The sequence below is a fragment of the Anoxybacillus sp. ST70 genome (assembly GCF_019553625.1).
Taxonomy (GTDB): Bacteria; Bacillota; Bacilli; order Bacillales; family Anoxybacillaceae; genus Anoxybacillus; species Anoxybacillus gonensis.
Map to the genome: position 1 here is coordinate 312,506 of NZ_JAHZOF010000001.1, position 16,157 is coordinate 328,662.

Below are 16,157 nucleotides of genomic sequence, written 5' to 3' on the forward strand. Positions count from 1 at the left end.
GCATATAAAAAGGGAGAAATTATTATTAACATGTAAAAAAGCTAGGCATCATACCTAGCTTTATACGCGGAAACGGTGAATGAGTTGTTGCAATGAGCGGCTCATATCGTTTAACCGTTCTGCCGCTTCTGTCACCGTGCTTAACGCTTTTAATTGTTCTTCTGAGGAAGCGGATACTTCTTCAGCCGATGCAGCCGATTGTTCTGAAATGGCCGCTAAGTTTTGAAGCGCAGCGACAATTTGTTCTTTATTTTCGTTGACGTCATGAATTTGCGTAAAAATATGCTCAATTGCTGACGTTAATTGTTCCATCATCGTTGCGATATGCATAAACGATTCGGCTGTTTCCGTTACAGCTTGTTGTTGTTGATCGTTCATTTGTTTCGTATGATCAACCGCTTCGGTCGCCATTGTAGCTTGTTGTTGAATGGACGTAATCGTTTGGCGAATTTGTTCTGTCGCTTGCGCGGATTGTTCTGCGAGTTTACGCACTTCTTCCGCAACGACCGCAAACCCTTTTCCGTGTTCCCCTGCTCTTGCTGCTTCGATCGAAGCATTTAATGCTAACAAATTCGTTTGTGCGGAAATGTCGGTAATCGTTTGAATAATCGCGCCAATTTGTTTCATTTTCGCACCTAAATCCGTAATGACCGTTTCTACTGAACGCAATTCATTTTGCGACTCCGTCGATTTCGTTTGAAGTACGGTTAGTTTTTCAATGCCCATATAGCTTGCTTCTTTCGTTTCATCCGAAAGTTGTTTCACACGTTCAGCCGATTGCGTCACCGCACCCATTTTTTCAGATAAGTCGTTCATGCGGTCGTTCATCGCATCTAAATTGCTCGCTTGTTCTGATACTCCTTTTGCGATATCGGTGACCGCCGTTGTCACTTGTTCGCTCGTTGCCATCGTTTCTTCGGAGACGGCGCTTAAATGGTCTGCCGCACTACCAAGTTCTGCAACGGAACGATCGACTTCGCCAATTAATGAGCGCATATGCGCCACCATGTCGTTAAAGTGGCTTGTCAGCTGAGCAATTTCATCGTTCCCTTTCGGCTCGACATGCACCGTTAAATCGCCTGTCGCCACTTGTTGCACGCGCTCATTAAGCTGAATAATTGGTCTCACGATCGAACGCGATACGGCATAAATAAGAAGCGAGGCGAGAATCGTTGCGATGACAACAACTGTCCATGACGTTTTCCCAATAGTCGTTAACGTCGCTAATAAATCTTTTTCTTTATATACCGCACCGACTTTCCAATTTAACTTCGGAATCGTATGGAAATATAACAATCGTTTTTCGCCGTCTTGTTCATATTCGTAAGTACCATTTTCTTTCGCAAACATCGTTTTGACGACCGGATGGTCAGACATATCTTTTCCTTTGTACTGTGGATGAACGATCGCAAATTTATTTTGATCGAACAATACCGGATATCCGTTGTAGCCAACTTTAAACTGCTCAACTGTTTCTGCGAGCGTATTTAACGATACGTCTAAGCCGATAACTCCAATGACTTGCCCGTTTTCGACAATCGCTTTAGCGATCGTGACGATATAATCGTTTGTCACCGCATCGACGTACGACTCTGTCCAAATGACTTTGTCTGGTGAAGCGACAGCCGCTTTATACCATGGACGCGTCGTCGGATCAAAATCTGGCGGCAGCTCGACAGATGGTGTCGTGTACATGTTGCCGTTTGCCGTACCGATATAGGCGAGCTGCACTTTTTGATGAATGTTTAAAAATGTCGAAAATTGCTGATTAATATCATTCCATAACGTAGCGTCTTCCGTTTTTGTAAACGCTTGAAACGATTTCGTTTCACTAAATTGCTTTAGTGCATCTTCTTGGCTATCAAAGCTATGTTCGATATCGTCAACAAGCTCTGTCACAAGAGACTCGGCCCGCACTTTTGCATCATCTTTCATGACAGACGCCATTTGCACGTAGTTGACCGTTTGCGAGGCAACGAGTGCAATGACTAATAATAAGACCATTAAACCAGTTAGTTTCATCGTTAATGAACGAAACAAAGTAGTCCCCCCCTAGCTATGTCGAATGTTGTCGGAAAATTAATAAAGTTGTAGTTTTATTATAAAAGGTTCACGCCACGCTGTCTATAACCGTTTTGTACTGATTTTTTCATAAAAAAAGAACCGAAGCAATCGGTTCTTATAAGTGAAACGTTTCTTTCACGAAACGAACGACTTCTTCTGCTGTCGCAAGCGATAAAATATGATTTTTCACTTGTTCAGCTTCTTGTTTAGACAGTTTCTTTAATTGTGAGCGAACGCGTAAAATGGATGTCGCACTCATGCTAAATTCATCTAAACCAAACGCTAGTAAAATTGGCACAGCAAGTTGCTCTCCTGCCATTTCCCCACACATGCCAACCCATTTTCCTTCTTTATGCGCCGCTTCAATGACGTTATAAATGAGGCGCAAAATCGCTGGGTTGTATGGTTGGTATAAATATGAGACGCGCTCGTTCATTCGGTCGGACGCCATCGTATATTGAATTAAGTCGTTTGTACCGATGCTGAAGAAATCGACTTCTTTTGCGAATTGATCTGCCAATACAGCAGCAGCTGGGATTTCGACCATCATGCCGACTTCAATCTCATCAGACACCGGAACCCCTTCCGCAACGAGCTTTTCTTTTTCTTCTAAAAGAATTGCTTTCGCTTGACGGAATTCGTCTAACGTCGCAATCATCGGGAACATCACTTTTAAGTTGCCGTATACGCTTGCGCGCAACAACGCGCGAAGTTGCGTACGGAACATTTGTTGCATATCTAAGCAAAGACGGATAGCACGGAAACCTAAAAACGGGTTCATTTCTTTTGGAAGGTCTAAGTATGGTAATTCTTTGTCGCCGCCAATATCGAGCGTACGAACGACAACGGGTTTCCCTTCCATTTTTTCCAATACTGTTTTATATGCTTCAAACTGTTCTTCTTCTGTCGGCAACTCGTTACGTCCCATGTATAAAAATTCTGTACGATATAGTCCGATGCCTTCTGCTCCGTTCGCAAGCACACCTTCGACGTCGTTTGGCGTGCCGATGTTCGCCGCAAGCTCGACATGGTGACCGTCTTTCGTCATCGTTTGCTCGTGAACGAGCTTCGCCCATTCTGCTTTTTGCGCAGCAAATGCGGCACGTTTTTGTTCGTATTGGGCAATGATTTCTTCTGTCGGATTGACGATCACTTCACCGTCAAGTCCGTCAATAATGACGATGTCGCCGTTTTGAATCGTCGCTGTCGCTTCTTTCGTGCCGACGACGGCTGGAATTTCCATTGAGCGTGCCATAATCGCCGAGTGAGATGTACGACCGCCGATGTCAGTTGTAAAACCTTTCACATATTTTCGGTTTAATTGTGCCGTATCGGACGGTGTTAAGTCTTCAGCGATAATGACGACTTCTTCTGTAATCATGCTTGGATTTGAAATCGTGACTCCTAACAAATGAGCAAGCACGCGTTTCGTTACATCGCGAATGTCTGCGGCACGCTCTTTCATCGCGAATGTCTGCGGCACGCTCTTTCATATATTCGTTATCCATCGCTTCAAACATCGCAATAAACATCGATGCGACGTCATGAAGAGCAAATTCTGCATTGACGCGTTCTTGTTCAATTTTTTGTTCAACAGCTTGGACGAGTTCTGGGTCGCTTAGTACGAGTAAGTGGGCGGAGAAAATAGCCGCTTTATCTTCGCCAAGCTCTTTTAATGCGTGCGCTTGAATCACTTTTAGTTCTTCTTTTGCTTTGGCGAGCGCTTGTTGCAAGCGGCTCACTTGTTCAGCTGGGTTTTCAATCGTTTGTTTTTCAACCGTTAAATCGGGATGTTCTAAACGGTACGCTTTCGCAATGGCAATGCCATTCGATGCAGCAATCCCTTGCAATCGTTTCATTTATTGAGCTAATCCTTCTTTTGCTAACGTTTCTGTTAATGCATTCATCGCTTCTGCTGCATCGCTACCTTCAGCTGAAATCGTAATTTGCGCACCTTGTGGAATACCTAATGACATGACACCCATAATGGATTTTAAGTTTACTTTTTTGCCGTTGTACTCTAATTGAATGTCGCTATCGAATTTGCTTGCTGTTTGAACTAACATCGTTGCTGGACGGGCATGAATACCAGATTCTGCTGTTACTTGAAACGTTTTTTGCATATTGCTCATCTCCTCACTTTATATTTTGAAAACATAGAGGGCAAAAACCCTCTATGTTTTTTTACCGAAAAATGACGCATTTTGCAAGTAAATTATTTTTGAACGACGACAACGTCTTCGCCTTTTGTTACTGTTCCTTGTTTCGCGATGTGCACCGTTTCTCCTGCTTGTAAGTTCGTGAAAATAATTGGCGTAACAACAGAAGGGGCGTGTTGTTTCACATATGCAAGGTCAACTTTTAAAATTGGTTGTCCTTTTTTCACTTCTGCTCCTTCTGATACGAGCGCTTCAAATCCTTGACCGTTTAATTTCACTGTATCAATACCGAAGTGGATGAGCACTTCACGACCTGTTTTTGATTGAATGCCGATCGCATGTTTTGTCGGGAACACGTTCACAATCGTTCCATCTACTGGCGATACGACTGTTCCATCTGTCGGCTCAACCGCAAAACCGTCACCCATCATTTTTGTTGAAAACACTTGATCTGGTACTTCAGAAAGTGGAACGACTTTTCCTGTTAACGGTGATGCGACTTGTTCTGTTTCTCCTGTTGCTTGCACCGCTGGTTTTGCTTTTTCTACTGCTTTTGTCGGCACGCGGCCTTCCATAATATCCTTAATTTGTGTTTTTAAAATGTCTGATTTCGGTCCGAAAATCGCTTGAATGTTGTTGCCGACTTCTAATACGCCGGCTGCACCGAGCGCTTTTAAACGATCTTTATCGACATGTTGAATGTCGTTGACAGATACACGTAAACGCGTAATGCACGCATCTAAATGTGCGATATTTTCTTTTCCGCCAAGCGCCGCTAAAATTTCGTGCGGAAGTTCGCCTGCATCTGCTGAAGCAGTTGTTTCTGTCGTTTCTTTTTCACGACCTGGTGTTGCTAAATCCCATTTACGAATCGCAAAACGGAATCCGAAGTAGTAAATGACCGCAAACACAAGACCGACCGGAATGACGAGCCACCATGCTGTACGGCCCGGCAACACACCGAATAGTAAGTAGTCAATGACACCACCAGAGAACGTCATACCGATTTTTACGTTTAAGATGTGCATAAGCATGAATGATAAACCAGCGAAAATGGTATGAATCGCAAACAATGCTGGTGCAACGAACAAGAATGAGAATTCAATTGGTTCTGTAATCCCTGTTAAAAACGATGTTAACGCGGCAGATGCCATAATCCCTGCAACGACTTTTTTGTTTTCTGGACGCGCTTCATGATAAATCGCAAGCGCTGCTGCTGGTAAACCGAACATCATGAACGGGAATTTTCCTGTCATAAACGTACCCGCCGTTAGCTCGGCACCGTCTTTAATTTGTTCGAAGAAAATGCGTTGGTCACCGCGTACGATTTCGCCTGCTTTGTTCACGTATTGACCGAACTCAAACCAGAACGGTGAGTAGAAAATGTGGTGTAAACCGAACGGAATTAATGCACGCTCGATGACACCGAAGATAAATGCAGCTAACGTACGGTTCGCATCAATCATATTGTGCGAAAATGCGTTTAAGCCGTGTTGAACAGGCGGCCATAACCACGTCATCACAATACCGAGAATTAACGCAGATGCAGCTGTCACAATCGGAACGAAACGCTTCCCTGCAAAGAAACCTAAATAAGATGGCAACTCAATGTTAAAGTATTTGTTGTACATGTACGCGGCTAAAATACCGACGATAATCCCGCCGAATACCCCTGTTTGCAACGTCGGAATACCTAATACGTTTGCAAACGATGGGTCTGTGCCGATTTGATCGGACGTTACACCTAAAATGACGCTCATTGTTACATTCATAACTAAGTAACCGATAATCGCTGCTAAACCAGCAACTCCTTCACCGCCAGCTAATCCGACGGCAACCCCAACTGCGAATAAAAGTGGCAAGTTCGCAAATACAATTCCACCAGATTGCTCCATCACTTTTGCAACCATTTCAACCCAGCCTGTTTCTAACGCCGGAATTTTTTCAATTAATGCTGGGTTTTGCAATGCGTTACCAAACGCAAGCAAAATACCTGCTGCCGGTAAAATCGCAACGGGAAGCATAAGCGCTTTACCGACTTTTTGTAACGTACCAAACGCTTTTTTCATATAAAACCCTCCTTCATCATGTTAACGTTTGCAACAAACGGCGTTTTCATGTATAAAAAGTAGATGAAGTGAAACGTTAGACGTCTAACGAATGTAAGCATTTGCAAATATGAGAAAACAAAAAGGCATGAGCAAAGAACGACAGAAAAAGGGTATTATGTAACGAACGTTTCGTTACACCACTTTTTTTGCCTTCTTTACTCATGCCTGATCGAATCAGTAACACGTAAAGATAAGTGCCCATTTATTCACTTTTTCCAGTTAACCGTTGCAAGTGCAACGTTAAATATACTGCTTCTGCTTCATCTACCGGAAGCTGCAACGTTTGCTGCATAATTTTTATGAGCTTCCACGACAGATTATAACATAGTGGGTACGTCTCTTTCAATATGTTTGATAATTTTTTTGGCTCTTCAATTTTTTCTCCTTTTTTCACTCGCTCAATCGCATAGCGCAAATGACGAACAAACCGTAAATAATGAATGCTTTCGCGATCAATGCGAATGTCGAGCTGTTCTTCCACGACAGAAACGAGCCGAGAAATCAATTGCGAATGTTGATTCACTTCCGACAGTTGATGATTTGTTAACGCACTATGAATGTGTAACGCGATAAAACCAATTTCTCCTTCAGGGAGTTGGATGTGCAATCGGTCATTTAACATATTCACGACTTCGGTCGCGACGTCATATTCAAGCGGATATAAACTTTTCGTTTCCACTAAAAACGGATTTTTAATATCCATTCCTTGTTCTAATCGCTTGATTGCGAACAAAATATGGTCCGTTAATGCGACGTGAATATGTTCGTTTAACGGACTGTTCGTTCGTTTTCGGATATGATAAATGATGTCGTTCATTAAGCCGATAAATTCTTCATCGACATGCGGCAACAACTTTTTATATTGTTCTTGTTCACGCTCATTTTTTAAAATAAACCATTTTTCAACGGCTTTTTGTTCAATGACGTCTCCTTTCTTTTTACCAAAGCCAATGCCTTTCCCGATTAACACGACTTCATCGTATGTTGGATGCGAGGCAATGAGCACGTTATTGTTTAATATTTTTTCAATGCGAAACGATTGTTCCACGTCTAGTTCGCCCCTTTAAAAACGTTTACATTACTTTCAATGTTACGAAACGAACGAAGCAACGTCAATGGAAATGCGATCATTTTTGCCAAGACAGCTGTGAACGTTTTTTTACAATGAGGCATTTCAATTGCACAAATGCGTTTGTTCGATTAAACTTTTGTTCATCACGAAATGGAAAGGAGTTGCCATCATGATTCAACTCATCGTCACCGATTTAGACGGTACGTTGCTCGGTTACGACCGACGCGTCAAAAAAGAAGATCGTGAGGCGGTCGTTCGCGCCATAACAAGCGGCATCCAATTTGCCGTCGCTTCTGGGCGAATGGATAATGAAATTTTAGAAGTGTTAAAAGAAATCGGTCATGACGCGCATCGCATTAGCCAAAACGGCGCATTTGTGTACACAAGCGATCATCGTCTTCTTCATCAGCGCGCATTCGATTCAGCTCTTGCGCGTTCCATTTATGAACGGGCGCGCACTCTTGAAGCGATTGTGCTCGTATGTAACGAACAAACGAGCTTTGTCGAAACGAAAACGGAACAAATCGAACAAATGAGAGCGCGGTTATTTTTCGATATTGTTGAAAAGCGAGAGATGCTTCACGCGATTGGACGTGACATCCATCCGTCAAAAATCACAGTCATTGGGGAAGAGCATGTCGTCAACCGTTTTGAGCGCTTCGTCAATGAAACGTGGGGACCGTATGTCGATACGTTCATTTCTGAACCGCGTTGTTTAGACATTATGCCGAAACGAATTAGTAAAGGTGAAGCACTTCAACTGTTAATGAACCATTTACACATTCAACCGGAAGAAGTCGCTTGCTTTGGCGACTCGTTTAATGATATTCCGATGTTTCGCCTCACCCCGCATAGTTTCGTCATGTCGCACGCGCATGAACAAGTGAAAAAAGAAGCCCGTTACGTCGTTTCCTCTGTACATGAAGCGATTGAAACGGTGTTTCGCATAAACGAGAAGATGCCTCAAACGTAAGAGGCATCTTCCTTTCAATTCAATTAAAAAAGACGAACGGCTTTTACTGCTCGCGGCGCCCAATACGGTTTCATGTTCGCAAACGCAACGCCTGTGCTTGTCGCCGCATGCAGCAACGTTTCGCTATCGACGACAATGGATACGTGGTTGATGACGCCGTCTCCTGTCGTATCAAAAAAGATCAAATCACCTTTTCGAACGCTTGCTAGTGGCACTTCCGTACCGACCATCGCTTGTTCGCGCGATGTGCGCGGCAATGTGATGCCGTTTTCGCTATATACGCGATACGTAAACGACGAGCAGTCAAATACATCTGTGCGCGTCGTCGGTGCACCGAACAAATAGGCTGCACCGATATATTTTTTCCCTGTTTCAATGATCGCATTCGCCCGTTCTTCCCATGAAAGCGGCACGTAAATCGTTTGTCCGACGCGAATGAAATCGACGCTCGTTATACTTGGATTTAACGCAAGTAAATGGTTGACTGTCGTATTGAATGTTTTCGCAATTCCAGATAACGTATCACCCGGTTGAACGATATATCGTTTTGTTGCGCTATTTGTCGTTGCATTTGTTGTGCTTGGCGCTGGCGTTGGTGACGTCAATTGATTTGTCGTTGTATTTGTTGTGCTTGGCGCCGGCACTTTTAATACTTGTCCAACATAAATACGATTCACGTCTGTAATGGTCGGATTCAGTTCAAGAAGACGTGTCACCGTTGTATTCCATTTTTTAACAATGGTAGATAACGTATCGCCACTTTGAATGGTATATGTTGTTGTAGTTGTTGTGTTTGTTGTTGTGTTTGTTGGCGCAGTTGGTTGCACAGTTGTTTGTGTATCAGGCACTTGTAATACTTGTCCAATAAAAATCGTATCGGTCGTTAGTTGATTTAACGTTTTTAATTCAGTCACTGACGTGCGGAACGTTTGGGCAATTTTCCATAACGAATCGCCTGATTTCACCGTATATTGTGCGGCATCTACCGCTTTTTCCCCTAAAAATAACGTCGATAATACCGCTCCAGCTACAATCGTTTTTTTCATCGTCCCAAACTCCTTTTTCCTTTTTTGAAGCGCTTCCTTGCTCATATGATAACATGAAACTAACAATCTATTAACTGTATACTTTTAAACTTTTCTTCCATTAAATTGAAATCTGCATAAAATATCGCTCTTTTTTCGCATACTATTCGTATGAAAACGAAAGGAAGATGCGAAATGGCTTATACATTTGTCGAACATTCCGTTCCTTTGTACTATGAAACGGTAGGAAGCGGGACACCGATCGTATTCGTTCATCCACCCGGCATGGGAAGTGTGACGTTTCATCGCCAGCAGCGCGAACTTTCTTCTTCATTTCAAGTCGTCACATACGATTTAAGAGGAAATGGAAAAAGTGGAAAAGGAAATAAACCGATAACGATGGATATGTTAGCGAGCGATTTGCATGAGCTGTTTCATCATTTACAAATCAAAGAAGCGATCGTTTGTGGTTATTCAAACGGAGGCTCGATTGCACAACATTTTGCCTTACAATATCCACATCAAGTGAAAGCGCTTATATTAATTGGCGGTTTTTCGGAAGTATGTACCCCGCTATTGTACGGTGAATTTTTGATGGGCATTTATGCAGTCAAATGGCATGGGCTATCTTTTTTAGCAAACGTGCTCGGTCGTTCCCACGGCATAACGAAAGAAGAACAACAAATGATTGCAAACTACGTTCGGTTAAGCGACCGAAAGCGTTTGTATGAAATGTACGTCACAGGTCTTCATTACCGTTCCACCGACCGATTGCACGAGCTTCGTTGTCCTCTTTTACTGATATACGGCGCTTGCGATTATTACGTTCATGCGTATGGTCGTCTATTTCAACAACATGCGCCCGACGTCCGCATCGTCTATGTTGACGGGGCACGACATCAAATTCCGACAAAACATGATGCCGAACTCCACCTGATCATTCGCTCATATTTTGCATAAAAAAGCTGACGGTCATTTTCCGCCAGCTTTTTCTTTTAAATCATCGCGAACTGTTCCTTCCCACCGCTCGACGTTTGCATAATACGCTGCGCGGCTAATGAGATGCGCCGCCACAGGAGATGTCATAAAAATAAAAATGATGCCGAGCAATAAACGAGAGTTAAAGTGGTTGTTCTCAATTAAAAAATGTAAAAACGCGCCGAGTAAAATGCACATGATGCCGAGCGTCGTACTTTTACTAATCGCATGGCTGCGCGTATATACATCCGGCAAACGAATCGCGCCGATCGCAGATAAAAGGGTCAACACCGCGCCAAGTAAAATGAGCGTTGCCACAATCACATTAGCAATCATCCCCACGTTCGATGACAACCCCTTTCTCTAAAAACTTCGCAAACGCGACCGTCCCAACGAACGCTAAAATGCCAATGAGCAAAATGACATCTAAAAACGCACTCGTATTTAACAACATCGAAACGATCGCAACCATCCCCGCAAGTGTAATGCCCATCGCATCGAGCGCAATGATGCGATCAGCGACACTTGGCCCTTTTACGACGCGATATAAAAAACCGATCATAGCGAATGACAAGATGACGAGGGCGATATTGGCAATCATTTGCTCACCTCCATAATCGTTTTTTCAAACGATTGTTTAATGCTTTCAATGGCTTCATGCACATCTGGGCTATTTAACGCATGAATATACAACGTACTTCCATCATCTGACACGTCTAAAACGAGCGTACCCGGCGTGAGCGTAATGAGCATCGCTAAAATGGTAATTTCCCACTCTTTTTTTAATTCCGTCGGCAAAGCGAAAATGGCGGGCTGAATCGTTAACGGACGTTTCATAACGACTTTCGCAACAGCGATGTTCGATAAAATGAGCTCTTTGAAAAAAATAAACAACAATTTCACAATGACGAACACCGGAACGAGATAAAAACGAGAGTGAAAAAAGCGACGCAAGATGAAAAGGATAAGCAACCCGATTATATAGCCAACGATAAACGATGCCCCGTCAAATGAAACCGTTAAAAACATCCATACGAACGCTAAACAAACGTTTAATAAAATTTGAAATGCCATCGCTTTCTACTCCTTTAACACCGCTTGAATGTACAAATCCGGTTCTGTCAATACACGAACGGCATCGACAACAAACGGGCGAACAAATTCTACGCCAACCCCGTATGCAACGGATAAAACAAGCAACACGAGCACAGGAACGATTCGTCCATCAAGCCGCTTTTGTTCAAACCCTTTTTTCTCTCCCCAAAAGCCGTTCATAAATATTTTCATGACAGAATATAACACAAGCAAACTCGACAATAAAATGACGATCGCTTCAAATAAGAGATGCGCATCGAAGCTTGCTTTTACAATAAGCAACTTACCGATAAATCCGCTAAATGGCGGAATGCCTGCAAGCGATAACGCGGCGATAAAAAACCCCCAACCGAGAAGCGGGTATGACGCCATTAATCCAGAAAACGTACGAATATCGTTCGAACGGGTAATCGAAAAGACGATGCCAACGAACAAAAAGAGCGTCGTTTTCATCACCATATCTTGCAACAAGTAAAAAATCGTTCCTTCTACACTTTCTGACGTCATCATGGAAACGCCAAAAATCATGACGCCAACAGCGGCAATAATGTTGTAAATGACGATGTAACGCATGTCGTCATACGCCACCGCTCCGATTGCGCCAATCGCAATCGTACCGAGCGCAAGCCAAGCGAGCAACGTATGCGTGTAGGCAGCATCATGCGTAAATAAAAGCGTAAACGTGCGCAAGATCGCATATACCCCTACTTTTGTCAACAAGCCTCCAAATAGCGCTAGCACAGGTGTCGGCGGCGCATAATATGCACCCGGAAGCCAAAAGTAAAACGGAAAAATCGCTCCTTTTAATCCAAATACAACGAGAAACAATACGGCAATAACCGTTAAAATAGGAGAAGGACCAAGGTCATGAATGCGCTCAGCTAAATGCGCCATATTTAACGTCCCTGTCACCGCGTATAAATACGCCACCGCAACGACGAATAATGCGGACGAAATGACGTTGACAAGCGTATATTTAATCGTTTCACGCAATTGCATTTTCGTGCCGCCAAGCACAAGCAAAACGTATGAAGACATAAGCATCACTTCAAAAAAGACGAACAAGTTAAACAAATCGCCTGTCGTAAATGATCCGTTCACACCGACGAGCAAAAATTGAAAAAACGAATAGTAATAAAATGTTTCTCGCTCTTTGCCAATGGCGTAAAACGAGTACACTAAACAAGCAAGGGCGATGATGCTTGCGGTAAGTACAAGAAGCGCAGATAACGAATCAGATACGAGCGTAATGCCAAATGGTGCTGGCCAATTTCCGATGTTTAACGTTTGAATGCCGTCTGTATGGACGCGATAAAGCAACACGCTACTTGCAACGACTAAACTACTTGTCGCTACCGCTGAAACGACGCGTTGCCAAAACACGTGCTTCGGGAAAAAAATAAGAATGATTGCCGTCACAAGCGGAATGACAATCGGCAAAAGTAGAAGGTTACTCATCTCCCTTCATCCCTTCCATATGATCTGTTCCAATTTCTTGGTATGAACGATACGCCAACACTAAGAAAAATGCTGTTACCCCAAAACTGATGACAATTGCTGTTAAAATGAGCGCTTGCGGCAGCGGGTCGACGTATCGCGTTGCTTTTTCTCCTAAAAGCGGCGGGGCGCCTACTTTTAACCCGCCCATTGTCAACAACAACAAATGAGCGCCATGGCTAAGCAAGCCTGTACCGATAATGATGCGAAGCAAACTTTTGCTCAGTATTAAATATGTCGCAGCGGTAAATAAACAACCGATGACGACAATCATAAGCAGTTCCATTAGTCGCTCTCCCCTATCGTTTCAATAATAATCATCGTCACGCCAACGACGACAAAATAAACGCCTAAGTCAAATAACACTGCGGTATGAAGCGACGTATGGTCAAGCAACGGCAAATGAACGTATTGATACGCATGCGTTAAAAACGGTCGGTCGAGAAATAGGCTGCTTATTCCTGTTCCGACCGCAAACAACAATCCGATCGCCACAAGCCATTTATAATTGATCGGAACCATGTTGCGAACCGTTTCAATATCAAACGCTAAAAGCAATAAAACGAGCGCACCAGCTGTCATTAATCCGCCGATAAAACCGCCGCCCGGATAATAATGACCTGCAAAAAACAGTTGAACAGAAAACAGCACGATGATCGGCGTGACGACCGCTGTTGTCGTTCGTAAAATGACATCGTTTCGCTTCATCGCTCCTCCTCCTTCGCCAGCCGCAATTTTACCATCGCATAAATGCCTAAGGCGGCAATCGCTAACACACATATTTCAAACAACGTATCAAAGCCGCGGAAATCGACTAAAATGACGTTGACCATATTTTTTCCAGCCGCTTTTTCATACGTATTGTCTACGTAATATTGCGAAATGGAATCAAAATGTTTTCCTGCATACGCAAAAAAGGCAATGACGCTCATCGTGACGCCAACTGCAATGGAAATGAGCGCATTTCCTACGTTAAAACCGACGCTTTCTTGCTTTTGGCTAAATTTCGGCAAATGATAAAAACAAAGCAAAAAGAGCGCAACGGAAATCGTTTCAATGACAAGTTGCGTGAGCGCTAAATCCGGAGCGCGAAATAGCACGAAAAATAACGCCACCGCATAACCGACAGCCCCTAACGAGACGATAGCTGTTAAGCGCGATTTGGCCATCACCGTCGTAATCGTCGCCGCAATCATGGCTACAGCGAGCACAACTTCATATACGCGAACGTGCGCTAGACGACTTAAATCGATGTTCCATTGCTCGCTTACACCGATCGTAAACAAAAGCAAACCAACAAGCGAGGCAAACATGTACATCAAGTACGTGCGCATCGAACCAGTCATCATGCGCGACATCACCGCACGAGCTCCTCTTTCCATCCAAACGAACGACTGATCGTACAAAACGTTTAGCGACATCCGTTCCGAAAGGCGAGTATACACCTTTTTCCATTTTGAAAACGTGCGATACAACAACAAACCGAACAATAAGACGCCAATCGTCATAAACAATTCTGGCGTAAACCCGTGCCAATGGGAAATATGAACATCAACAGCTTCATTTGGCGTAAACAGTCCGTATAATACCGCATATACGGCTGGTGCTAATATCGAGTCGGACAATACGTTTGGCACGATTCCAATGAAAATGACGAGCAATGCTAGCACAATTGGTGCAACGAGCATCCCAATTGGCGCTTCATGCGCTTCTTTTTTCAACAAATGCGGCTTGTACGTGCCAAAAAATGTACGGCTAACGAAAAGCGCGCTATATAAAAACGTAAATATGCTTGCGATCCATGCAACGATCGGTAAAATAGCGGCCCAACCTGCCACTTCTGTTGCACGCAACATCGCAGTAAAAAACATTTCTTTACTTAAAAAGCCGTTAAAGGGTGGCAGTCCCGCCATCGAAAGCGAGCCGATCAGCGCGATCGTAAACGTCATCGGCATCACCGTCATTAAACCGCCAAGGCGACGAATGTCGCGCGTTCCTGTTTCATGATCCACGATGCCGACGACCATAAATAAACTTCCTTTAAATGTCGCATGGTTAAATAAATGAAAAATCGCAGCTAGCACCGCAACCATAAATATGTTTTCTTCCATCCAATCGTAATGAAACGCTAGTCCCCCGACTCCTAGCAGCGACGTAATTAAACCGAGCTGGCTGACGGTTGAAAACGCTAAAATCGCTTTTAAATCCGTCTGTTTTGACGCTAAAAACGATGCCCAACATAACGTCACAAGCCCAACGAGCGCCACGGTCCAAACCCAAAAAGACGAAACCGCAAAAATCGGTGTCAAGCGTGCAATTAAATAAATTCCTGCTTTCACCATCGTGGCAGAGTGCAAATACGCACTAACAGGCGTTGGTGCTTCCATCGCATCAGGTAACCAAATATAGAACGGAAATTGCGCTGATTTCGTAAAAGCACCAAACAAAATAAGGAAAAGAGCGGGGATAAACAGCGGATGTTCCGTTAATGGTGTATTGACGAGTTCACGAATGTGATACGTTCCACCTGCGATCGCAAGCGCAACAAATCCACCGAGCATAAGTAGCCCGCCAAACATCGTAATAAGCATCGATTTTTGTGCCCCGTAGCGCGACCGGTCACGCGTATACCAATAAGCGATTAACAAAAACGATGAAATAGATGTCAATTCCCAAAAGACGTATAGCGCAATGAGATGGTCTGATAAAACGACACCGAGCATAGCGCCCATAAATAGAAGTAAATATACGTAAAAATGGCCGAGCTGTTCTTTTCCTTTTTGCAAATAATAAATGGAATATAGCACAACGAGCGTACCGATTCCTGTAATCAATAATGCAAACAATAAACTTAATCCATCGACATATACGTCAAATGAAATGTGTAGTGACGGAATCCAAGGCATTGTCGCACGAATCGCTTCACCGTTGCGCACGTCTTCCATATAAGATAGGAAATAAACAAATAACGCAAGCGGAAGCGGCAAGACGAACCACCCGACGTGCAGCGAGCGGACAAATTTGTACAAAAATGGAACGAATAGCGCCAACAAAAACGGCGCGAACATCGCGATATGTAATGTCGGCAAAGCAGTCAACCCCCTTCTAACATAACAATCCTCTTTTTTATACGAAACATATGTATAAAAAGTTTCACTTTTTTTCAAAATACATAGTAAAAAC

Annotated in this window: 14 protein-coding genes and 1 pseudogene; 2 read left to right on the plus strand and 13 right to left on the minus strand. The window is 43.5% G+C overall.

All coding sequences use genetic code 11. The annotated features are described in order from the left end of the window. Positions 1-60: 60 nt before the first annotated feature. The 5 genes and pseudogenes from K1I43_RS01615 to glcT all read right to left on the minus strand — a co-directional run bounded on the left by K1I43_RS01615 (position 61) and on the right by glcT (position 7,382). Positions 61-2,040: a methyl-accepting chemotaxis protein gene (locus tag K1I43_RS01615; protein WP_019418007.1), complete on the minus strand. Its 1,980-nt coding sequence runs from the start codon at positions 2,038-2,040 to the stop codon at positions 61-63. A 139-nt stretch (positions 2,041-2,179) separates the two neighbouring features. After that, positions 2,180-3,923, minus strand: a pseudogene (ptsP, locus tag K1I43_RS01620) (phosphoenolpyruvate--protein phosphotransferase). Continuing rightward, entirely contained in the window at positions 3,924-4,196 is a 273-nt protein-coding gene (locus tag K1I43_RS01625; RefSeq protein ID WP_019418009.1) for a phosphocarrier protein HPr, read from the minus strand. An 83-nt stretch (positions 4,197-4,279) separates the two neighbouring features. After that, positions 4,280-6,292: a glucose-specific PTS transporter subunit IIBC gene (gene ptsG / locus K1I43_RS01630; RefSeq protein WP_019418010.1), complete on the minus strand. Its 2,013-nt coding sequence runs from the start codon at positions 6,290-6,292 to the stop codon at positions 4,280-4,282. 244 nt (positions 6,293-6,536) lie between these two features. After that, positions 6,537-7,382, minus strand: a complete 846-nt coding sequence (glcT, locus tag K1I43_RS01635) for a glucose PTS transporter transcription antiterminator GlcT (protein ID WP_019418011.1) — start codon at positions 7,380-7,382, stop codon at positions 6,537-6,539. Between the two features lie 193 nt (positions 7,383-7,575). Here glcT and K1I43_RS01640 point away from each other — a divergent pair, with 193 nt between their 5' ends. Continuing rightward, positions 7,576-8,379 (plus strand): Cof-type HAD-IIB family hydrolase, encoded by an 804-nt coding sequence (locus K1I43_RS01640; RefSeq protein ID WP_035064091.1) that lies wholly within the window; start codon positions 7,576-7,578, stop codon positions 8,377-8,379. Between the two features lie 23 nt (positions 8,380-8,402). Here K1I43_RS01640 and K1I43_RS01645 read toward each other — a convergent pair whose 3' ends face one another. Then, the gene (locus K1I43_RS01645; RefSeq protein ID WP_255571755.1) at positions 8,403-9,425 is read right to left on the minus strand and encodes a C40 family peptidase; all 1,023 of its coding nucleotides are present in this window, start codon (positions 9,423-9,425) and stop codon (positions 8,403-8,405) included. Between the two features lie 174 nt (positions 9,426-9,599). On the opposite strand from K1I43_RS01645, the gene K1I43_RS01650 reads away from it, so the two are divergent. Next, a complete protein-coding gene (locus K1I43_RS01650; RefSeq protein ID WP_009361105.1) occupies positions 9,600-10,364 on the plus strand; it encodes an alpha/beta fold hydrolase in 765 nt (254 codons plus the stop codon). A gap of 12 nt (positions 10,365-10,376) precedes the next feature. On the opposite strand, the gene mnhG is transcribed toward K1I43_RS01650, so the two are convergent. Genes mnhG through K1I43_RS01685 form a run of 7 tightly spaced genes read right to left on the minus strand, consistent with a single transcriptional unit; the run spans position 10,377 to position 16,063 of the window. Beyond that, complete coding sequence (gene mnhG, locus K1I43_RS01655; protein ID WP_033383505.1) at positions 10,377-10,718, minus strand: monovalent cation/H(+) antiporter subunit G; 342 nt, start codon at positions 10,716-10,718, stop codon at positions 10,377-10,379. After that, complete coding sequence (locus K1I43_RS01660; RefSeq protein ID WP_009361107.1) at positions 10,708-10,983, minus strand: Na(+)/H(+) antiporter subunit F1; 276 nt, start codon at positions 10,981-10,983, stop codon at positions 10,708-10,710. Before K1I43_RS01660 ends, mnhG begins: the two co-directional genes overlap by 11 nt. Next, positions 10,980-11,456, minus strand: coding sequence for a Na+/H+ antiporter subunit E (locus K1I43_RS01665; RefSeq protein WP_009361108.1), 477 nt, complete (start codon positions 11,454-11,456; stop codon positions 10,980-10,982). Before K1I43_RS01665 ends, K1I43_RS01660 begins: the two co-directional genes overlap by 4 nt. Positions 11,457-11,462: 6 nt before the next feature. After that, a complete protein-coding gene (locus tag K1I43_RS01670) occupies positions 11,463-12,935 on the minus strand; it encodes a Na+/H+ antiporter subunit D (protein ID WP_019418016.1) in 1,473 nt (490 codons plus the stop codon). Next, positions 12,928-13,260 carry a Na(+)/H(+) antiporter subunit C gene (locus tag K1I43_RS01675; protein ID WP_009361110.1) on the minus strand — a complete coding sequence of 111 codons (333 nt, stop codon included), beginning with the start codon at positions 13,258-13,260 and terminating at the stop codon, positions 12,928-12,930. Before K1I43_RS01675 ends, K1I43_RS01670 begins: the two co-directional genes overlap by 8 nt. Further along, positions 13,260-13,682: a Na(+)/H(+) antiporter subunit B gene (locus K1I43_RS01680; RefSeq protein WP_009361111.1), complete on the minus strand. Its 423-nt coding sequence runs from the start codon at positions 13,680-13,682 to the stop codon at positions 13,260-13,262. The genes K1I43_RS01675 and K1I43_RS01680 overlap by 1 nt, the downstream gene beginning before the upstream one ends. Then, the gene (locus K1I43_RS01685) at positions 13,679-16,063 is read right to left on the minus strand and encodes a Na+/H+ antiporter subunit A (protein WP_026011748.1); all 2,385 of its coding nucleotides are present in this window, start codon (positions 16,061-16,063) and stop codon (positions 13,679-13,681) included. Before K1I43_RS01685 ends, K1I43_RS01680 begins: the two co-directional genes overlap by 4 nt. Positions 16,064-16,157: the final 94 nt, after the last annotated feature.